A 20,485-nucleotide genomic window follows, 5' to 3' on the forward strand; every position below is an offset into this window, starting at 1 on the left:
AGAGTAATATACTATTAGCATAAATATAGCTTTATAGCTATATATTTAATTCTATATATGCGTATTAATATAAAATGATAACAAGGGATTTAATATTTATCTTAAAAAATATTAATTATAAAACAGTAAAAAGGTGCTGTAACAAAAACATAATGATTAACTTGCCACCTGCAAGAATTATTATGTTTTTGTTACAGCACCTTTCTTGTACAATAGGATGTTGCCGCTTAACTGAATATTGAGTGAGACACAAAAAAAACATTGACGCAAAAACAGCACAATGTTATAATAATCTCAAAGGAAGATAAATAATAATATATATATCTTTAGTATATCACACTTTCTTTGATATGTCAATAGTTTTTTAAAAAAATATTTTGGAGGGTAAAAAATGGACGACGAGATGTTTAATTTACCATCACTTAAGCAAAAACAGCAGTTAGAAGAAATCAAAAAATGCAATGAATATTCTGCAAAATTTGGAGTTACCTTAACTAACTCTGAAATGATAGCCCTAAATGAAAACCGTAAAGAATCACTAAAAAATATGGGCAGGATAGAATTGGGAAACGGAATTCTTCCGAAATTAATTTTTGAATTCTGTGATTCACCTTATATTTATCAAGATATCTATGCTGATACATTACAGGCATTACAGGAAATATTTTATTATTTTAAAAATGAATCACTGGATGAAATCAGTGATGATGAGTTGATTCACATAATGAGAGAATATTTTGATCAGGAATGCCAGGGATCTATAGAATATCTTCAAGAAACTACACTGGAAGATATCTGCAGGAATATAAGATATGGATATGGTACTATACGCAATTACGATGAGGAAGATTAATATTGATGATTACGAACTGATCCTAAAGGTTATCGGTATGAGGAGGATAATAAATGCATGAATTAACAAGCATATATTCAAACATTGAGAATAATCTGAATAACAAATATTATTTTCAATCATTGGTAAAGGAAGGACATGAACGAAAAATCTTAAGTGACCAAAGGGTTGAACATATTCAACTAAGTTTATTCAGGCTTCTTAAAGATCATGTAAATCGTTATACCAGTTATGAAAGCAGTTCTGTCAGAACAGAAAAAGCACAGCAGTTGCTGCAATCCATATGTTATACGATCGGAGCTTATTTAAAAACAATTCAGGGAATAAAGGACCAGTTAGAGCTTCTGGATTCCGGTGATATGGATGAGTTGTTTTCTTCCGGGACGACTGTTTTAAAAAAGTATATAGAAGAATCGAAAATATCATTAAAAAAGTTACAGTCAGAAGCTTTGTATATTAATAATCTTGCATATCACAATACCATATTTACCGGAATTCCGGAATATTTTAAGGATTGTGATATTAAGTATGCACCCCAGGACGATGCAGGAAGTATAGATTACCCTTTGTCTGTCGAGATTACGGATTTAGAAGGAGTGGAATATATCAGAGAATATCTGCACAGATTAAATCTGGAAAATACTTTCTGCAAGTTTTTTAATGTGAGGCGTATCGAGCAGTTATTGAATGGTTATCATACGGATTATCCGGATTTATTGATTAATATATTTGAAATTATTCTGATTAATGTGATTGGATTAGTATTATTAAATAAAGATATTTATCAGTTAAACATCTCAGAAGAAGACAGATATGAATTAAAAATAAAATTACAAAGTCTGACAGCAGATCAGTTACAGACGCAGTTAAAACAGGCTGTTTTAGAGCTATATAACTGGATAAATACAGATAATTATAAATTACTTCAGTATATGCTTAAAAATGTCTATCCGATTTCCCGAAGACTTACGAAACTTTTGTCTATGGATAAACTGGAAATGATATTTTTCTCATTAAGAACTGTTCAGAAGAAGAGTGAACCGGATTTTAGGGATGGTAATATGATGGAGGATGATAAACTAAGAGATTTAATTGAAGAAATGCAGAATTGCAGATATATCTCGGATAAAATTACGATGATTAAAAATCAGGTACACAGCTTAAGGGATTTAATCGAAGTAATGGAGGTATGTTTTTATGGGGAAGAGTTTATCGAAATTTTTAAGATGTTAACTGATAATGAAATCACCGCTTTGTTAAATTATCTTAATGATGAGGAAGAAAAAGAATGGCAAAAAGCATTACTTAAATATAAGAAAGATTATTTATCATCACCGGCCGTTAATATTTCTAAAAGACGATTCTAACCAGGATTCTTCAGAGATATAAGCAAACCAGAAATAAATAAAAGGTGACCGTATGAGGAAAAAAGGATTGTCTCCAATTCAAAAACAATATATATATGAAAAAGATAGCAACGCATATCTGATAGAAATTTCTCTGGATGACTATGACGATGTTTATGATGAATGGGATCCGGCACCCTTTAAAAAACGTTTTATAGAAGAAGAGTTTGATGATTTTATCGTATCCTCCTCAGAAGATATACCCATGAAATATAATTTAAATATAGTCTTATATTTACCGGAAAATAAAAAAGATCGGAATAAAGAAACCGCTGTGGATTCTGCGTATCGTAATTATTACGGTTATATGATTGAAAAAATTAACAAAAACAAAATAAAACTAAGAAAGAGGACGGTTTTTTATTTTGTGTTAGCCACCTTATTCTTAAGCCCTGTGTTTTTCTTTCAATATGAGACGGCAAACATAGTATTTAATGTAATCAAAGAAGGCATTTTGATCGGGGGCTGGGTATTTTTGTGGGAGTTTTTTACCAACCTTTTCATCAAAAGCCGGGAAATAAACAATCAGGATAAACTGTATAGACGTTTGTACCAATCAGAAATCCGCTTTATTTATATAACGCTCTGATCATGGTTTGGCACGGTTCGTATTTTGCCGGTATTCTCTGGGAGACAAATGGAAAACTTCAAGGAAAGCCCGATTAAAGGTTCTCTGACTTTCAAATCCGGAATCCATACTGATCTGTGTCAGGGAGTAATCCGTTAACTGCATTAAAGTAATGGCATAATCTAATCGTATGTGATTTAAATATTTATTAAAACTGGTATTAAGCTTGGAAGAGAAGATCCTGGACAGGTGGTATTTACTAACATTTAATTGTTCCGCCAAATCAGTCAGTGTTAAAGGCTCTTGAAAATATTCTGAAACGAAAGTTACAATTTTACTTGTCAGGTCATAACTTGGCATATCATTATTTTTATTAAGATCCAGAACCGGCATACATCTGGCCAATACCAACTGTAACAGCGCAGCACAGGCAGAAAGATCCTGACCGTGCCGTCTTTCTATTTCCAACTGCTCCATGGCATAGATTACATTCTCATGTAAATCCCCGGAAGTTATAAAAGGATTGCCCGGATAATAACGTGTTACTTTTTTTAAAAATTCCCCGGTTAGATTTATACCGCAGATAGCAATTAAGATACTGCTCTCGGTAAGATCGTCGGAAAATTCTGAGTCGTAACTATGTATGACGTTAGGAAAAATAACAGCGAAATCTCCCTCCTTTAATCGCTTGGTCTTATCACGTATCGTCACAATAATTTCTCCGGTCTTAACATATAACAGCTCCAAATGGCTGTGGAGATGGGAGGGAAAGTTAAAATTACTGGTATAAAAAGCACGTAAAACATTATCTGTGGTTTCATAAAATGGTATCATCTTAAATTACCTCGAAAGGGCAATATTTGTCTAATATCAGATATATTCTGTCCTACATCATATCACAAATCCTTGTATAATACAATCAGATAGGCTTAAGAAAATCAGTAGTCTGTGAATCGAAAAATGTAAGTAATATTTTCAATAATAAAGGAGGAATTATATATGGTAACGGACAAAAAGGTTTTAATTTTGCAAGGCGGCTGGGATGGACATGAACCCAAATTAACCTCAAAAAGATTTGCCGTATTACTTGAAAAACATGGGTATCACTGTGAAATATCCGATACTTTGGAGGTTTTAAACAACCTGGATTATTTAATGGGGCTGGATCTTGTTGTGGCTTGTTGGACGATGGGGCATATTGATAATGAGTATGTAAAAAATCTATCCAAAGCGGTTGGGCACGGAGTTGGTCTTGCGGGCTGTCATGGAGGCATGTGTGATTCCTTCCGGGAAAATACGGAATGGCAATTTATGACCGGAGGCCAGTGGGTAAGTCATCCGGGTGGGGACGGTATCGATTATATGGTGAATATTAATAAAGGTTCAAGCCCTATTGTAGAGGGGTTAGAAGATTTTCCGGTTTGCAGTGAACATTATTATCTACATATAGATCCGGCAATTGAAGTTCTGGCTACAACCAGATTCCCTATCGTAGATTACTATCACATCTCCAATAAACCAGTTGATATGCCGGTAACCTGGACTAAATTCTGGGGGAACGGCAGGGTGTTTTATACTTCCCTTGGTCATCACGATGATGTTTTTGATAAATCAAAAAGTGCGGAAATCATGATGGAAAGGGGAATGCTTTGGGCAGCAGAAGGGAAAGCCTATGCTTTGGAACATGAATTAACATCAGATAAATTTGAGAATACTGCAAAAATGTATTAATTCAGGAGGATGATTATGGGTACAGTTAAAATTGCTATGATCGGTGTTGGAGCCATCAGTGGTATTTATCTTGAAAATATAACTAACGTATTTAAAGAAATAGAGATAATCGGTGTTTGTGATTTGGTCAGAGAACGGGCAGAAAATGCAAAGGAAAAATATCAGATAAAGAAGATTTACGATACCATGTATGATGCCTTTAAAGATCCGGAAGTAGATATGGTATTAAATCTAACCAGACCTTATGAACACTTTGAGGTTACGAAAGAAGCTCTTAATGCAGGTAAGCATGTATACAGTGAAAAACCATTGGGAGCAAATTTTGACGAGGGTAAGGCACTGGTAGCTTTAGCAGAAGAAAAGAATCTTATGTTAGGCGGTGCTCCGGATACCTTTTTAGGTTCCGGCATTCAAACCTGCCGTAAGTTAATTGATGACGGATTCATCGGTGAACCGATTGGAGCGGCTGCATTTATGATCTGCCGCGGTCATGAAACCTGGCATCCGGATCCGGAATTTTATTATAAATATGGCGGTGGGCCTATGTTAGATATGGGGCCATATTATGTTACGGCTTTAGTAAATTTATTGGGTGGTGTAAACAGCGTAACCGGTGTAACCAAAAGCAGTTTTTCTAAACGGACAATTACCAGCCAGCCGAAAGTGGGTACGGTTATCGATGTAGATGTTCCCACCTATATAACTGGTATTTTGAATTTTGATAACGGTGCAGTTGGAACTATATTTACAACCTTTGATGTTTATTATAATCAACAGGCCAGATTAGAGATTTATGGTTCAAAAGGAACATTACTTATACCGGATCCTAATACGTTCGGAGGCTCTATCAAATTATTACGTCCGGAAGACGGAGAATATAAGGAAATGCCGCTGCTTTTTGATTATAAGGAAAATTCCAGAGGTCTTGGAGTGGCAGATATGGCAAAAGCACTGCAGACAGGAAGAGATTATCGGGCAAATTATAAACAAACCTGCCATGTCCTTGAAGTATTAACCAGCTTTGAAAAAAGCAGTAAGGAGGGCAAGAGCATTACTCTTAAAACAGCTTATAACAGAGAAATCCCCATGTTAAACAATCCAATCCATGGCATATTGGACTAATTTAGGAAACATATCTATCTTCACGACATGGAGAAAACATGAAAGAAAATACAAGTAGCCGTAAATGGTCTAACAAACTCCTACAATATTCATACCTTTTTTGTTTCCTCCATGACTTAAAAATTTATTTAAGGATTTTAACTATCCGTAATGCAAGTTTTACTTGACGGAAACCAAGTTTTAGAATATCATGAAAGTATATATCTTATGAAAGGACTTAACAAGAATGAACCAAACACTTAGATGGGTAAAATTGGAATCTATTATGATCGCAACTTTTGAAGTTAAGGCTAGAAGTGCGTCCAAATTTAATAGATACAATAGAAAACATATAAGAATTTTGGAGAGTTCCTATTAACATTATTTGTTAACGGCCTGTATGTAATCATAAATAACGGCACCCTTAACAGGCAGTGTCGGATAATACGAGATCCCAAAGCTTAGTGGCTTTGGGATTTTTTTCGTCTAAAAGTAAAGTGATTGAAGATAAAAGAAAGGGATGGGCAGTGCGAAGATTTATTTGGACTGGTAGTTAAGAAATAGTCCATCGAATTGTTTATAGTACTGTATAGGTATAAAGAAATGATAGAATTAAGTATTAATAATTTAACGAAATTTTATGGGGCAAATAAAATATTTGAAAACATCACCTTTGATCTGAAAACAGGTGAAAGAGTTGGATTAATCGGAAAAAACGGCTGTGGTAAAACCACCCTTATGAAAATTATTATGGGCAGATATCAGGATAATGCACAGCCGGGCCTCCCTGACACAGAAGTGGCTGGTAAGATAAGTACTCTTCCATTTTTACAGGAAAATACGGAAGACAGTCAGGGTGGCGAAATTAATCTTAGGAAAGGCATTAAAGTGGGTTACTTAAATCAAATACCCATATACCAAGAAGATACCACAGCTATAGATGTCATTCGTATGGCTTTTTCAAGCATGTTTGAGATAAAAAATCAAATGAATCAACTGGAATACCAGTTAGGTAAGCTTAGCGGAGATTCGCTTGAGAGAGCAGTCCATTCCTATGGCCGCTTATCTGAACAATACGAATTGGAGGGCGGATATGAACTGGAGACTAAAATTAATAAAATAACAGAGGGACTAAAAATTACGAATTCATTAAAAGAGATGTTTTTCTGCCAATTAAGCGGCGGGGAAAAAACCAGGGTCATTTTAGCAAAAATATTATTAGAGGAACCTGATATTCTTCTGCTTGACGAACCAACCAACCATTTAGACTTAGAAACCGTAGAATGGCTGGAGACCTTTTTAAAAAACTATAAAGGATCCGTACTTATTATTTCTCATGACAGGTATTTTTTGGATAGTATAACGGATAAAATTGTGGAACTTAAGTTTAACCGGGCCGATATTTATATGGGGAATTACAGTTATTATGTACTTGAAAAAGAGAGAAGGTTTTTAATTGAATATAAAAATTATATAATCCAGCAGAAAAAAATAGAGCAGATGGAAAAACAGATCGAGCGTTACCGTATCTGGGGAGAAATGCGTGACAGTGATAAGATGTATAAAAGGGCTAAGGAATTGGAAAAACGATTGGAGAAGATTGAAACACTTGACAGACCGGTACTAAACAATAGAGGGGTACGCTTTAATCAGGACTGTGCTGACCGTTCCGGTAAGATTGTGGTAGAAACGGAAAATATTAATAAATCATATGAAAAGATTTCTCTGTTAAAAGATGTTAATCTTCATATCTTTTATCAGGATAGTGCCTGCATTATCGGTAAAAATGGCTGTGGAAAAACAACTTTGCTGAAAATAATATTAGGAGAAATCAAACCAGATTCCGGACTGATAAAAACCGGATCTCAGGTTAAAATCGGTTATCTGCCTCAGCAGGTTGTATTTGAAGATGAAGAACAGACAGTATTAGAATATTTTGCCACCCTTCATAATATTACGTACGAGACAGCCAGAAACCAGCTTGCCAAAGTGTTATTTATGAAAGAGGATGTGCATAAAAAGATAAAAATTTTATCAGGTGGTGAAAAAAGCCGGCTTAAATTATGTTCCTTAACCTTTGATAAAGTAAATTTTATGATTTTAGATGAACCGACCAATCATCTGGACATTGATTCCAGAGAGGTATTAGAGGAAACCTTAGCTGCATTTGAGGGTACATTGCTGTTTGTGTCCCATGACCGCTATTTTATCAATAAAGTGGCTGATAGGATAATAACGATAACTGACGGCAATCTTAAGAGCTATACAGGAGATTACAATTATTATCTGGAAGAAAATTATAAGGAAAAGGAAGCGGAAGCCATACCGGAAAGAGAATATAATGGGAGTAAGGATATAAATAAGCAGAAGGATAAAGAAATACCAAAGGATAAATTAAAAAAGGTTTCTGAGAGAAAAATAGAAATTCTGGAAAAAGAAATCGATGAGATGGAAACGGAGCTTAAATATCTTGAAGAGGAGATGAATACACACAACTCAGATGTGGTTTATCTTCGGGAGCTCTACCTCAAAAAAGAGGTCATGGAAAACAAACTAAAACTTGCCTATGAGAATTGGGAGAGCATTCAGATGTATTTGTTTAAATAATATTATCGTTAAATTATAAATAATTTACAAACAAAAAATACGATATATTAAAAGTAAATAAACAATGAAGTGAAAGCATTGACAAGAACCTGATATGGCTGTATGTTGATTTATAGGAAGAATAGTTTTGCGATAAATTAAAAACATATATAATTTAACAGTTAACGAGCAGAATGGAATGTCAAAAGTCATAAAAAATTGAACTGTGATTTATAATTGGCTTTTGACATTCAGTTCCTATAAAGTAATAAATTAATGGAGGCAGGTATCATTATGCAAGATAAAATCAGAAGATTTATGGTGGGCAGATACGGTGTAGATGACTTAGGAAAATTTTTAATGTGGATAGCTATAATTATTATGCTGCCATCGGTTTTTTTCAGAAACAGAATAATAGAAATAATACCTTTTATTATATTGATTATTAGTTACGTTAGAGTATTTTCAAGGAACATTAATCAGCGCTATAATGAGAATCAGAAGTTTTTAGCTTATAAAAGACGGTTTTTAGGATATTTTCAGAGTGCAAATACCCGTAGAATGCAGAAAAAGAACTATCATGTATATGTATGTCCTACCTGTAAGCAAAAAATCCGTGTACCAAAAGGAAAAGGTAAGATCTGCATAACATGTCCGAAATGTAAAGCGGAATTTATACGCAGAAGCTGAAGCTACAGTTCAGCCTATGGTACCGAGAAGTGTTTTTGATAAGTGCCACGAAGCAAAATTTACGGAAAAACCCGAGACATTAAGAATATACAGTTTACAAATATTAACATAAATGCTATAATTTGGCTGTAGTTTTATGTTAGAATATTGTACATTGATAATGACAATGATACATTTTATTATGAACAGAGAAAATAGTTGTGAAAGGATATAATATGGCTGAATTTTATTTTCAAGGGCATGGAAGTTATCGACTTACAACCGATAATGGAACAGTAATTTATGTTGACCCCTATGCGGGGGGAGGTTATGACGTAGAAGCAGATATCATATTAGTGACACATGAACACGGTGACCATAATCGAATTGAACTGGCAGCCAAAAAAAAAGATTGTATAATTATTACGGATCAGGAAGCCTTAGAGGGCGGAGTTTATCATAAGTTTTTCATTAAGGAAGTTGAAATTGAATCCGTACCCGCATATAACCGTAACCACAGCAGATCCCAGTGTGTAGGGTATATTTTGCATTTTAATTCCATTTCCTTTTATGCTTCCGGTGATACGTCCGTTACTGATTACATGGTTGATAAGATACCTGCATATCAATTAGATTATGCTGTACTGCCCATTGACGGTATCTATAATATGAACCCGGAGGAAGCTGCAAAATGTGCTGAGATTATAGGAGCTAAACATGTAATACCGATTCATATGAAACCGGGACAACTATTTGACCGTCTTTGTGCAGAACAATTTAAAGCCGACAACAGACTTATTATAGAAGCCGGAACAGGTTTTATATTGTAGTCAAGCAGAGAAATTAGGGGTTTTTTTAAAGTTTTTAAATAAATAGTTTGACAAACATTTCACGCTAACTATATAATTAAAGTGTAATTTAACCATATTTAGAACATAATATATTATTTGCCAAATTAATACTATAATTATTTGCCTAAGAGAGTGGTGACCTTTATGGATCTGAATAAGAGTGGTGGAGAAATCCAGGAATGTAGAAGATGCGGGAAGATGTTTTTATACACAGGGGTTGGTAAATGTATTTGTGCTGCATGTAAAGCAGAAGATGAAGCGGAATTTGAAATTGTTAAAGATTATATCTATGAAAATCTTTCTGCAACAATTATGCAGGTATCAAAAGAAACTGGAGTTAAAATTACCAGAATTAAAAGTTATTTAAAAGATGGAAGACTGATTATTCCTGATGGTTCAGCTATTTTTTTGAATTGTGAAATATGTGGAACAAGTATAAAGTTTGGCAGACTTTGCAGGGAATGCGCTGATTCATTAAGCAATGAAATGCGTCATGAGATGAACATTGATGAATTTCAAATCGGAGAAAAACCGAAAAATTTAAATCAGAGTAGAATGAGGTTCTTAGATCGTACATAATCGTATATTATAACTAAATAAGGGGAACTAGAACTACCTACGGATGAAGTCGGTAGTTTTTTTTATTTCATGGGAAAGTTCTCCGAACTTCCTAATGAAATAAAATTCCCTGCTGAGGTGTTTGAGACACTTAAGGTATTAGGATTGATAATTTCCAAATTATGTATTATTATATATTTATTCAGAAAGCAGAATCGGGAAGAAAATAAATACTAACTTTTCTAGAAGGGGTATATTATCAGGTGATTTTATGAAAAGTAATTATAATGAGATAATAAGAAAAAATTTAGAACTTGAAACCAATCGTTTAGTACTTAGAAAATTTACAATAAAAGATAAGGATGCCGTTTTAGCTTACGGAAGTGACAGTCAGACGTTAAAGTACCTTGTCTGGACCGGAATAACTGACCCACATGCGGCAGAAAGAGTTATTATGGCATATTATTCTAAACCCGGAGTATATGCTGTTACACTAAAAGAAAGTGATTTATGTATCGGATGTATTGATATTCGAATTGAACCTCAACACGAAAAAGCAAGTTTTGGGTATGTACTGAATCGTAATTATTGGAATCAAGGTTATATGACGGAGGCTTTATCTGCCATTTTGGAGTTCTGCTTTACTAAGCTGGAATTAAACCGTGTCGAAGCAACTCATTATATGGGTAATGAGGGTTCTGGCAGGGTTATGGAAAAAAGCGGCATGAGATTGGAAGGAGTAGCAATTGAAGAAGTAAAAGTAAAAGGGATATTCCATGATGTGGTTCATTACGGAATAACCAGAGCTCAGTGGGAAAAAATGTAAAACATGATTTTTTAGCTGATCAGATCTTTTTGACATAACTGGCTTTTTATTATTTCCTGATAGACATCGTCTTTTTTTTCCGGAGTTATTTTATCTGCGATATTAACAACAGAAAGAAAACGTTCATTTTCGTGCAAAGCCTCATAATATCGGTTTAATTGCTCAAGTGATTGCCTGTACACAATAAGTGACGTGCCTGCAACTACTTCAACTATAACACCTCCGATTGCCGGTATGATAGCGGAACCAATGGTAATGTCCATAGCGAATATGGATATTATAGAAGCAGTTATAAGCGTAAACCCCAGTAGGCACATGGATACGGAGAGTTTAAATGAACTTTTAGCCATGTTTTTACTTAATACATAATATTCTTTTATTTCAGTCATATTGATTGACATGAGCTCCAAAATATCTGTAGCAGCCGGTGTATCTGATTCTTTGTTTTCGTTTTCTGCCGGTTTATAATTATTTATTATGAGAGATTGGCGTAATGTAGTATAATAATCACTTATTTCATTATTTGAAGTCTTATAATCCGCATTGATGAAGAAAAATAATAAACTTAACACGAATAGATATAAAGCTATACCTGCCATAACCGGAATCGGCATGCCGGTTATTTGATTGCTATCTGTTAAAAACAGAAAATAGATAGACACTATAAATAAGGTTACACCAGCAGTTACTATAATTGTTTTAATTAATTTTTTCAAAGGAAAACTCCTGAAGTTTTGTATTAATATATAGAGAATGCATGTAAAATAGAATTAAAATATTATTTTATGATAAAAGTGTAGAAGTATCTGCAGGATATGCTCCAAACATGTTCTGTAGATTTATAATCGAGTAATAATAAACAGTAAACCGGAGGAAAGGTGTATAAATTATGATGGATGATAATAATTTTGAACATTTAACATTTCAGAATTTAAATTGTGAGATTCATTACTGGTACCAAAAGGGATCTGATAACAAGTGGGTTATTTTCTTACATGGTGCCGGTATAGATCATGAAATGTTTCTGGAACAATATAAAATATTTGATCCAACCTATCATTTAATTGCATGGGATGCCAGAGGGCATGGTCTTTCAACACTAAAAGAAGGACAAAGGTTTTGCTTTGAAGATATGGTAAGTGATCTTAAAAAATTATATAAAATTTACGGAATTGATGAGGCTGTTCTGATAGGACAGTCCATGGGCGGTAATCTGGCACAGGAAATTGCTTATCATTATCCTGAGTATATATCAAAGTTAATATTGATAGATTGCACCAATAATACAGGTAAATTAACAAGGTTAGAAAAAAGCATGTTAAAGTGTTCTAATTTTCTATTTCACTGCTACCCCTGGAAACAATTAATCAATCAGAGCAGCGAGGCTTGCGGAACGACAGATTACGTAAAGGAGTATGTAAAGGTCTGCTTTTACAGGATTGAAAAGGAGACTTTTATTGATATAATGATGTCATTAACCGGCTGCCTTAAGGAGGATAAAGAGTTTAGATTCCGACATCCGGTACTATTATTATGCGGTGAGGAAGATAAATTAGGCAATATTAAAAAAGTAATGCAAACCTGGGCGAAAAGCGATCCCAATTGTACGTTTCATATGATTGAAGATGCCGGTCATAATTCTAATCAGGATCAACCGGAAGTGGTGAATAAGCTGATAATAAAATTTTTAGCTGATGACAGCAGGTCTGATATTCCGTTTTATTAATTTACATATTAATTTAAATGTATCTGTGCGAAAACCTTTAGAGCATATTTTAATACTTTTATACGCTTAGGGTTATATACCACACTTGAAGTCATTTCCTGATTTGATTGCAGTCATATTATAGTAATCAATTATTACATAAAACATGGGTATTATTTTCATGAATGCTATATATATTATATAGTAAAACTGCGGGGGAGAAACATCATGCCGGAAGAAACAGGAGAACGAATTTACAGTAATGATTATTTTGATTTAATAATTACATATAGCGGAGATATTTCCTATTTGGAACAATTTCCTGATTCTACCTATCAGCTGATAGTTCCATTTACTGCAATCATACGGGTTCCTGTCAGGCAAATCACAAATAATACAATTGCTTTGCTTGGTTATAGAGCAATACCGACTCTTTCCGGTATCATCAGTCAATCGGCTCAGGAGGCTTCCGGTATCATCAGAACCCGAAATATACCTGCTTTAAACTTAAGGGGACAGGGAGTGCTTATAGGGATTCTCGATACCGGCATTGACTATACAAACCCCATTTTCTGTTATGCTGATAATACAACCAGAATTGCAGCTCTTTGGGATCAGACAATAGTTGACATAAATAATGTTTCTAATACCTATTATGGGACCGAATACACCAGAGAACAGATTAATCAGGCCCTTCAAAGCAATAATCCGTATGAAGTTGTTCCTTCCAGAGATGAAATTGGTCATGGTACAATGCTAGCAGGTATCATAGCCGGAAATGAAGTCCCAGAGCAAAGTTTTTCCGGTGTAGTACCTGATGCAGAATTTGTTATTGTAAAACTGAAAACGGCGAAACAGAACTTAAAAGAATTCTGGCGTGTCCCGGAAAATGTTATCTGCTATCAGGAAAATGACATTGCTTTCGCTCTGGAATATTTGGAGATGACTGCAAATAAAATCGGACGGCCCATGTCCATCTGTTTAGCTCTTGGATCTTCAATGGGTTCACACGATAATAAACAGGAGATGAACACCATATTATCCCTTAGAGCAGAGAATTTAAACTTTGCGATTACTACGGCTGCCGGTAATGAGGGAAATACAAACAGGCATTTCTATGGAAATATTAACCCTCCCGCAGGAGTTTCTACCATTGAATTGAATGTGGGTGCAGAGGAAGCAAATTTTTCCATGGAATTATGGGGCGATTCTCCAGGGCTTTATGGAATTGACATTAAAACCCCCTCTGGTGAATATGTTCCTCTCATACTTCCCAGAAATAATGAAAGTTATGAATTAGGTTTTATCTTTGAAAAAACCAGGATATTAATTGACTATCAGGTAGTTGAAGCTCAAAGCGGCGATCAGCTGATATTATTTCGATTTACAAATTCAGCTCCCGGTATCTGGGTTTTTAATGTATACGGAAAGGGGGATTTGAGCCTTACTTTCCATGTATGGCTGCCTATGAACAGTTTCATAACCAATGGGACATATTTTATACGCCCTGATCCATCTACTACGATTCTTTCTTTTGGAAATGCCAATGAGCCTATTACCGCCACAGCATATGATTCCGCCTATAACAGTCTTTTATTAAGTGCCAGTAGAGGTTATACAAGATTAGGAAACATAAAACCGGATATTGCCGCACCTGGTGTAAACATAATAAGTCCCAGCCTGGATCAGGGTTTTATACCGGTTTCAGGAACCAGTCCTGCTGCCGCTTTTACAGCCGGTGTTGCCGCCATGATATTAGAATGGGGGATTGTAAAAGGAAATCTTCCTTATATTACTACGGCAGACATAAAGATGCTGATGATAAGGGGTGCGCGAAGAAATATTGAACTTGCATATCCGAACAGGGAATGGGGTTATGGAATATTGGATGTATTTAATATTTTTAACAGCCTGCGGAGCGGAATATAGCGTCCTTAAATAAATAAGAATCCGGCTATATCATACATAACAGGGGTGATGACAAATATGACACAGGAAGAAAAATATAAAATAATCAGTAATGATTATACCGATTTATTTTTAGTATATAATAGGAATGAAAAATTGTTATATCGTTTTCCTGATTCCACACCGCATATTTTTAATACAAGATATGCCATTGGCTATACACCGGCTGATATTCTAAACCAGAACTTTATTGGTCAATACGGATATATACCTTTGCCGCACCTCTACGGTCTTACAAGTGAAATCAGCCTTGATGCTTCCGAGGTACGTAAACTGCGTCAGCTTCCCAGATTTAACCTTCGGGGAAAGGGAGTATTAGTTGCCCTTATTGATACAGGAATTGATTATACGAATCCCATCTTCCGGCATCAGGACGGAAGCAGTAAGATTGCGGCTCTCTGGGATCAAACAATTGACAGCAGCGATCAATATCCCGCAAATACCTTTTATGGAACGGAATATAATAACGAGCAGATTAACCTTGCCTTACGCAGTAATAACCCCATGGATATTGTCCCAAGTACTGACGAAATCGGTCATGGTACTATGCTGGCAGGCATTATGGTTGGTTCTGAAGTACAGGAAAGTGAATTCAGCGGAGTAGTACCGGATGCTGATATTATTATTGTCAAGTTAAAACAGGCAAAACAGAATTTAAAAGATTTCTTTATCATCTCTCCTGATGTTCCCTGTTATCAGGAAAATGATATTATGTGGGCTTATCAGTATATAATGGAAACCGCACTTAAGCTTAAGCGTCCCTGTGCGGTTTGTATTGGATTAGGCAGTTCACAGGGCTCACACGACGGCAAAGGTCCGTTAAATAACATGCTGGATTTTTTCGCTGATTTTACTGGTTTTACCTATAGTGTATCCGCAGGAAATGAAGGAAATATGAAACGGCATTTTTACAGTGAAATTGATCCATCAACCAGAAACAGTGTCGTAGAAATGTATGTCGGGGAGGGCGAACTCGGTTTTTCAATGGAAATTTGGGGTAATGCACCTAATACCTATTCCATTGACATTATGTCTCCGACAGGAGAGTATATACCAAGAATAGCGGAGAGCTTAAGAACTAACCAGGAGATACGTTTTATTTTTGAAAAAACCTTAATTTCGGTTAATTATAGACTGGCAGAAACCTACACCGGGGAGCAGTTGATTCTGCTTCGTTTTCTCAAGCCTACACCAGGTATATGGCGAATACAGGTTTACAGCAGGGGAGATCTTCCTGGCTCCTATCATATATGGTTGCCAATGAATGGATTTATCTCAGCAAATACCTATTTTTTGAGCCCTGACCCGTATACTACAATTACATCTCCCGGTAATACAAGCACTCCGCTTACAATGACTGCCTATAATCCTGCTAATAATGCTTTATATGAAAATGCAAGCTACGGGTATTCAAGAAATGGTTATATCAATCCGGACCTGGCAGCCCCAGGAGTAGGTATTATAGTTCCGGATCTTTTAAAAGGATTTACCACGGCGTCCGGAACCGGTCTTGCGGCAGCACATACCGCTGGTATCACAGCCATCATGTTGGAATGGGGTATTGTGAACGGCTTCTATCCAAGTATGAACTCTACGGTAGTAAAGAAATATTTAATCCGTGGAGCCAAGCGTAGTAAAGTGCTTTCATATCCTAATCCCGGCTGGGGTTACGGAATTATTGATTTATACAATGTTTTTAATATATTCAGATCTGATTTTCCCAGACAGTAAGTTAGCATAAAAAGAATTATTTTTAAATCAACCCCTAAAATCAACCTTTTGGTTGATTTTTTATTTTGCGCTATTTTGTATGTGAAAAGATGCCTTATGGATTTTAAGAGGCATATGGGTGTGGTACCTCAGGAATTAGCAATCTATGAGAATCTGAACGCTGAGCAGAATGTTCGTTTTTTTGCTTCTCTTTATGGCTTAAGAGGCAGGAATTGGAGAAAAAAATTTGTATGGTAAACTTGGGGTAAATAACAGAGTTGCAGCCGTAAATAAGGGGAAACTATATTTGAATAATAATTGTATGATATCCAAACGGTGTGAACACATGACAAAAGAGAAAGGACTTATTTAGTCATCATTATTTAACAAAATTCATAGAATTAATAAACTAATTATTTCGAGAATATGGTAACCATGACTGAGTCTGAACGATTTAAGATAACCAGTGATGAATATGCTGATTTAATCATTGATTATAATTATGACAAGGGAATATTTGCTCAATATCCTAACACATCCTATAATATTATAAACCAACGTTATGCAGTTTTGAATATACCGGTAAGTGATATGACCTATAATGCTGTATATAAATATGGTTATGCGTCCATACCAAAATGTTATGGATTAATGTTTGAGTCATCAACTGAGCCGAAAGGTAATTATTATATACATAACTTGCCGGCCTATGATTATACTGGGGAGGGAGTTCTGATTGGATTTATTGACGGGGGAATAGAATATCGTAATAAGGCATTTCAATATGCCGATAATACTACCCGAATTGTTTCAATTTGGGATCAGTCTATTGAAAGTCCTGACAGGTACCCCGCGGATCTATATTATGGAACGGAATACAGCAGGGAACAAATTAATCTGGCATTGCAGTCTGAGGATCCATTATCGGTTGTACCAAGCACAGAGATCAGCAGCCAGGGAACTGCAATGGCCGGAATTGCCGCCGGTTTCTATAGCAATCAGTTCATCTTCTCAGGAACAGCACCCAAAGCAGAAATCGTTGTTGTAAAACTAAAACCGGCTAAACCCTATCTGAAAGAATTTTTTAATATACCGGAAGAAAGCCTATGCTATCAGGAAAATGATGTAATGATGGGTATTAAGTATCTGCTGCAGGTTGCCATAAGTTTACAACGCCCAATAATTATAGCACTTGGTTTAGCCTGTAATCAGGGTTCACATATGGGTGAAGATTATATTAGCAAGTATATTTCAGAAGTCGGGGAATTACCGGGCGTTGCAGTTATAGTTGGAGCAGGGGATGAGGGTAACCGCTATGGGCATTATTATGGTGAAATCAGTTCACCAAATATTTATAATACTGCAGAATTAAATGTAGGTGAGGAAAGTGAGAATTTTTCAATGGAATTGTGGGGGTATCCGCCTAATCTATTAGCGGTTGATATTATTGCTCCGAATGGTGATTTGGTATATCATATTTCCCTCAGTTTTAGACAATTAAATACGATACCCGTTTATTATAATAACACAGTTATTTATATTGATTACCGTTTACAGGAACCTATTGCAGGGACACAATTAATTTTATTAAGGTTTCAAAATGCTTATAAGGGAATTTGGAGTTTTCAGGTTTCAGGTTCTTATGATTTAGTAAACCGGTTTCATATCTGGTTACCTTTGCATCAATTTTTAAGCAATACCTATTTTATTAATCCGGATATCAATACTACACTTTCCATTCCGGCAAATACAATTAATATAATAACAGTGACAGCATATAATCCGGTGTTCTTTGAATTATATTATTATTCCAGCAGGGGTTTTACGAAAACGAATGAACCAAAGCCCGATATTACTGCTCCCGGTGTCAATATGGTTGTCCCTGCCGGTGTAGATCAGTTTGCTTATTTTACCGGTACAAGTATGGCATGTGCTTATACGGCAGGGATTGCAGCGCGATTAATGGAGTGGGGAGTGATAGATAAAAATCTGCCTAATATGAATTGTACCTTTATCAGATATATTGTAACCAGCAGTGCAAGAAGAGACAGTTCCACGAATTATCCGAATCAGAACTGGGGATTCGGGATATTGGAGGAAAATATTTTTGGAAGCATAGTTTAACCGGATGAAGAATATCTATCGGATCATTATCTGATCTATGCAGAATTAAAAATAATATAAATAAAGTGGCTGTTGCAAAATTTTAAAATTGCAGCAACTTAGTTATTTCTTAATGATTAGAAGGCAGGAATATCTTGGCCCTGGTTCATAAGTTGATAAAATCTTTTATATTTTTCTTGCGATTCCTGCAGATATACATTATATTTAAAATGAGTTGGTAAGAAATGTATTAAATATTATGAGTTTATGATGTGGATAAAGAACATGATAAGCTTACAGAATGGGGATAAACATCTGCGAATCCGGCCGGTGTTAGGGAAAGGACAGACAATGAATTTACAGATACAATTGGGTACAGAAAAAGATATAGATGAACTTGAGCAGTTATATAATGATTTAAATGATTATTTAGAAGCCAATATTAATTATCCGGGATGGATAAAGGGAGTTTACCCTGTAAGAGAGAATGCGGTTAATGGTGTTAGCGGAAAACATTTATATACGGTAAAATACAAAAACAGGATTGTTGGATCCATAATACTGAGTCATGAACCTGAACAAGCATATCGAGACGTAAAATGGAAAATCGAAGCGGATTATTCGGATGTTTTTGTTATACATACCTTAGTAGTTCATCCGGAGTTTATAAATTGTGGAGTCGGAAGCCATTTAATGGATTTTGCACTGCAATGCGGAAGAGAACATCACATAAAAACGATTCGGTTAGATGTATTTGAAAAGAATAAACCCGCCATTCACTTATACGAAAAAAGCGGTTATCAGTATATTGATACAGTGGACTTAGGGCTGGAAGAGTACGGACTTAAGTGGTTCAGATTATATGAGAAAATAATAACGGAAACTTTGTGACAGTAACACGTCTGTAAGCAGATGTGTTATACAATGGGGTATTATTATGGAAGATAAAAAGTATAAATATAAAATTGTATATTACTCCGGCACCGGTGGAACCAAAAGAACTGCAGAGTGTTTTGATAAAATATTAAAAGAAAATGGCTGTATCGGAGAGTTGGAAAGGATATCAACAGGTGAATACAATAGCTCTGGGGATTATGATCTCCTTTTTCTAATATTTCCTGTTCATGCTTTTAATGCTCCGGCGGCAGTTTATAAATGGATTAGATTATCAGACAAAGTGAAAAATACGAAAGCAGCTGTTATCTCAGTTTCAGGCGGTGGTGAAGTTTTTCCGAATAGGGCATGCAGACAGAGTAGTATCAGTCGCCTAAATAAAAAGGGGTATCATGTATTATATGAAAATATGATTGTGATGCCATCCAATTGGATTGTGGATACGAAAGAACCTTTATCTGTTATGCTTTTACAGGTATTGCCGGATAAGGTCAATAACATGGTGGATGCAATATTAAGAGGAGAAAAGAGAAGAACCACTCCTTTTGTTTTAGACAGGATTTTTTCGACTTTCGGTGAACTGGAAAAAATCATGGCAGGATTCTGGGGGCATCGTATTAAAGTATCCGGCAGCTGCAACAGCTGCGGGTTATGCAGCAGGGTGTGCCCTTCAGGTAATATTACTATGAAGAAAGGCAAACCCGATTTCGGCCATAAGTGTCATTTATGTCTTAACTGCATTTATTCCTGTCCGGGAAAAAACTTAACTCCTGGTTTTGCAAAATTTATCATTGTGAAACAAGGGTATAACCTTGATAAATTAGAAAGCAAACTTCCACTAACAGAGAAAATTGATATTGAGAAATTAGCGAAAGGTTATTTATTCAATGGTGTAAAAAAATATCTGATGGAACACTAAATAATGTCATAGTTAAAAGGATGAAATGAAAAAACAG

Annotated in this window: 19 protein-coding genes; 17 read left to right on the forward strand and 2 right to left on the reverse strand. The window is 35.3% G+C overall.

Going from position 1 to position 20,485, the window contains the following annotated elements; all coding sequences use genetic code 11:
* Positions 1-391 precede the first annotated feature (391 nt).
* Genes RBU59_RS21710 through RBU59_RS21720 form a run of 3 tightly spaced genes read left to right on the forward strand, consistent with a single transcriptional unit; the run spans position 392 to position 2,848 of the window.
* Positions 392-853 carry a DUF6323 family protein gene (locus tag RBU59_RS21710; RefSeq protein ID WP_308144567.1) on the forward strand — a complete coding sequence of 154 codons (462 nt, stop codon included), beginning with the start codon at positions 392-394 and terminating at the stop codon, positions 851-853.
* Between the two features lie 53 nt (positions 854-906).
* The gene (locus RBU59_RS21715) at positions 907-2,220 is read left to right on the forward strand and encodes a DUF6179 domain-containing protein (RefSeq protein ID WP_308144568.1); all 1,314 of its coding nucleotides are present in this window, start codon (positions 907-909) and stop codon (positions 2,218-2,220) included.
* 52 nt (positions 2,221-2,272) lie between these two features.
* Positions 2,273-2,848: a hypothetical protein gene (locus RBU59_RS21720; protein ID WP_308144569.1), complete on the forward strand. Its 576-nt coding sequence runs from the start codon at positions 2,273-2,275 to the stop codon at positions 2,846-2,848.
* Here the strand turns inward: RBU59_RS21720 and RBU59_RS21725 are convergent, their stop codons facing one another.
* Positions 2,849-3,661, reverse strand: a complete 813-nt coding sequence (locus RBU59_RS21725; RefSeq protein WP_308144570.1) for a helix-turn-helix transcriptional regulator — start codon at positions 3,659-3,661, stop codon at positions 2,849-2,851.
* Between the two features lie 165 nt (positions 3,662-3,826).
* On the opposite strand from RBU59_RS21725, the gene RBU59_RS21730 reads away from it, so the two are divergent.
* The 7 genes from RBU59_RS21730 to RBU59_RS21760 all read left to right on the forward strand — a co-directional run bounded on the left by RBU59_RS21730 (position 3,827) and on the right by RBU59_RS21760 (position 11,149).
* The gene (locus tag RBU59_RS21730; protein ID WP_308144571.1) at positions 3,827-4,558 is read left to right on the forward strand and encodes a ThuA domain-containing protein; all 732 of its coding nucleotides are present in this window, start codon (positions 3,827-3,829) and stop codon (positions 4,556-4,558) included.
* A gap of 15 nt (positions 4,559-4,573) precedes the next feature.
* Entirely contained in the window at positions 4,574-5,680 is a 1,107-nt protein-coding gene (locus RBU59_RS21735) for a Gfo/Idh/MocA family protein (RefSeq protein WP_308144572.1), read from the forward strand.
* Positions 5,681-6,262: 582 nt separating this feature from the next.
* The gene (gene abc-f / locus RBU59_RS21740; protein ID WP_308144573.1) at positions 6,263-8,266 is read left to right on the forward strand and encodes a ribosomal protection-like ABC-F family protein; all 2,004 of its coding nucleotides are present in this window, start codon (positions 6,263-6,265) and stop codon (positions 8,264-8,266) included.
* Positions 8,267-8,539: 273 nt separating this feature from the next.
* The gene (locus RBU59_RS21745; protein WP_308144574.1) at positions 8,540-8,935 is read left to right on the forward strand and encodes a hypothetical protein; all 396 of its coding nucleotides are present in this window, start codon (positions 8,540-8,542) and stop codon (positions 8,933-8,935) included.
* 215 nt (positions 8,936-9,150) lie between these two features.
* Positions 9,151-9,744: an MBL fold metallo-hydrolase gene (locus RBU59_RS21750; RefSeq protein WP_308144575.1), complete on the forward strand. Its 594-nt coding sequence runs from the start codon at positions 9,151-9,153 to the stop codon at positions 9,742-9,744.
* A 165-nt stretch (positions 9,745-9,909) separates the two neighbouring features.
* Positions 9,910-10,344: a MerR family transcriptional regulator gene (locus RBU59_RS21755; RefSeq protein ID WP_308144576.1), complete on the forward strand. Its 435-nt coding sequence runs from the start codon at positions 9,910-9,912 to the stop codon at positions 10,342-10,344.
* 250 nt (positions 10,345-10,594) lie between these two features.
* Positions 10,595-11,149, forward strand: a complete 555-nt coding sequence (locus RBU59_RS21760) for a GNAT family N-acetyltransferase (protein ID WP_308144577.1) — start codon at positions 10,595-10,597, stop codon at positions 11,147-11,149.
* An 11-nt stretch (positions 11,150-11,160) separates the two neighbouring features.
* Here the strand turns inward: RBU59_RS21760 and RBU59_RS21765 are convergent, their stop codons facing one another.
* The gene (locus tag RBU59_RS21765; RefSeq protein ID WP_308144578.1) at positions 11,161-11,865 is read right to left on the reverse strand and encodes a TRADD-N-associated membrane domain-containing protein; all 705 of its coding nucleotides are present in this window, start codon (positions 11,863-11,865) and stop codon (positions 11,161-11,163) included.
* 173 nt (positions 11,866-12,038) lie between these two features.
* On the opposite strand from RBU59_RS21765, the gene RBU59_RS21770 reads away from it, so the two are divergent.
* From RBU59_RS21770 to RBU59_RS21800, 7 genes are all read left to right on the forward strand, one after another.
* A complete protein-coding gene (locus RBU59_RS21770; RefSeq protein WP_308144579.1) occupies positions 12,039-12,875 on the forward strand; it encodes an alpha/beta fold hydrolase in 837 nt (278 codons plus the stop codon).
* Between the two features lie 207 nt (positions 12,876-13,082).
* Positions 13,083-14,783, forward strand: a complete 1,701-nt coding sequence (locus RBU59_RS21775; RefSeq protein ID WP_308144580.1) for a S8 family peptidase — start codon at positions 13,083-13,085, stop codon at positions 14,781-14,783.
* 57 nt (positions 14,784-14,840) lie between these two features.
* Positions 14,841-16,553 carry a S8 family peptidase gene (locus tag RBU59_RS21780; RefSeq protein WP_308144581.1) on the forward strand — a complete coding sequence of 571 codons (1,713 nt, stop codon included), beginning with the start codon at positions 14,841-14,843 and terminating at the stop codon, positions 16,551-16,553.
* Between the two features lie 96 nt (positions 16,554-16,649).
* Entirely contained in the window at positions 16,650-16,790 is a 141-nt protein-coding gene (locus RBU59_RS21785; protein WP_330698378.1) for a hypothetical protein, read from the forward strand.
* Between the two features lie 177 nt (positions 16,791-16,967).
* On the forward strand, positions 16,968-18,656 hold the full coding sequence (locus RBU59_RS21790; RefSeq protein WP_308144582.1) for a S8 family peptidase: 1,689 nt from the start codon (positions 16,968-16,970) through the stop codon (positions 18,654-18,656).
* Positions 18,657-18,920: 264 nt separating this feature from the next.
* On the forward strand, positions 18,921-19,526 hold the full coding sequence (locus RBU59_RS21795; RefSeq protein WP_330698379.1) for a GNAT family N-acetyltransferase: 606 nt from the start codon (positions 18,921-18,923) through the stop codon (positions 19,524-19,526).
* A 46-nt stretch (positions 19,527-19,572) separates the two neighbouring features.
* Positions 19,573-20,448 (forward strand): EFR1 family ferrodoxin, encoded by an 876-nt coding sequence (locus tag RBU59_RS21800; RefSeq protein WP_308144583.1) that lies wholly within the window; start codon positions 19,573-19,575, stop codon positions 20,446-20,448.
* Positions 20,449-20,485 lie beyond the last annotated feature (37 nt).

Source organism: Anaerocolumna sp. MB42-C2 (genome assembly GCF_030913705.1).
Classification (GTDB): Bacteria; Bacillota; Clostridia; order Lachnospirales; family Lachnospiraceae; genus Anaerocolumna.

Bases quoted from the DNA above. Each gene is read 5' to 3' on its own strand.
- RBU59_RS21725 (WP_308144570.1), bottom strand. From the start codon at position 3,661: ATGATACCATTTTATGAAACCACAGATAATGTTTTACGTGCTTTTTAT.
- RBU59_RS21770 (WP_308144579.1), top strand. From the start codon at position 12,039: ATGATGGATGATAATAATTTTGAACATTTAACATTTCAGAATTTAAAT.
- RBU59_RS21745 (WP_308144574.1), top strand. From the start codon at position 8,540: ATGCAAGATAAAATCAGAAGATTTATGGTGGGCAGATACGGTGTAGAT.
- RBU59_RS21760 (WP_308144577.1), top strand. From the start codon at position 10,595: ATGAAAAGTAATTATAATGAGATAATAAGAAAAAATTTAGAACTTGAA.
- RBU59_RS21750 (WP_308144575.1), top strand. From the start codon at position 9,151: ATGGCTGAATTTTATTTTCAAGGGCATGGAAGTTATCGACTTACAACC.
- RBU59_RS21800 (WP_308144583.1), top strand. From the start codon at position 19,573: ATGGAAGATAAAAAGTATAAATATAAAATTGTATATTACTCCGGCACC.
- RBU59_RS21795 (WP_330698379.1), top strand. From the start codon at position 18,921: ATGATAAGCTTACAGAATGGGGATAAACATCTGCGAATCCGGCCGGTG.
- RBU59_RS21735 (WP_308144572.1), top strand. From the start codon at position 4,574: ATGGGTACAGTTAAAATTGCTATGATCGGTGTTGGAGCCATCAGTGGT.
- RBU59_RS21755 (WP_308144576.1), top strand. From the start codon at position 9,910: ATGGATCTGAATAAGAGTGGTGGAGAAATCCAGGAATGTAGAAGATGC.
- RBU59_RS21775 (WP_308144580.1), top strand. From the start codon at position 13,083: ATGCCGGAAGAAACAGGAGAACGAATTTACAGTAATGATTATTTTGAT.
- RBU59_RS21715 (WP_308144568.1), top strand. From the start codon at position 907: ATGCATGAATTAACAAGCATATATTCAAACATTGAGAATAATCTGAAT.
- RBU59_RS21780 (WP_308144581.1), top strand. From the start codon at position 14,841: ATGACACAGGAAGAAAAATATAAAATAATCAGTAATGATTATACCGAT.
- RBU59_RS21730 (WP_308144571.1), top strand. From the start codon at position 3,827: ATGGTAACGGACAAAAAGGTTTTAATTTTGCAAGGCGGCTGGGATGGA.
- abc-f (WP_308144573.1), top strand. From the start codon at position 6,263: ATGATAGAATTAAGTATTAATAATTTAACGAAATTTTATGGGGCAAAT.
- RBU59_RS21720 (WP_308144569.1), top strand. From the start codon at position 2,273: ATGAGGAAAAAAGGATTGTCTCCAATTCAAAAACAATATATATATGAA.
- RBU59_RS21710 (WP_308144567.1), top strand. From the start codon at position 392: ATGGACGACGAGATGTTTAATTTACCATCACTTAAGCAAAAACAGCAG.
- RBU59_RS21790 (WP_308144582.1), top strand. From the start codon at position 16,968: ATGACTGAGTCTGAACGATTTAAGATAACCAGTGATGAATATGCTGAT.
- RBU59_RS21785 (WP_330698378.1), top strand. From the start codon at position 16,650: ATGGATTTTAAGAGGCATATGGGTGTGGTACCTCAGGAATTAGCAATC.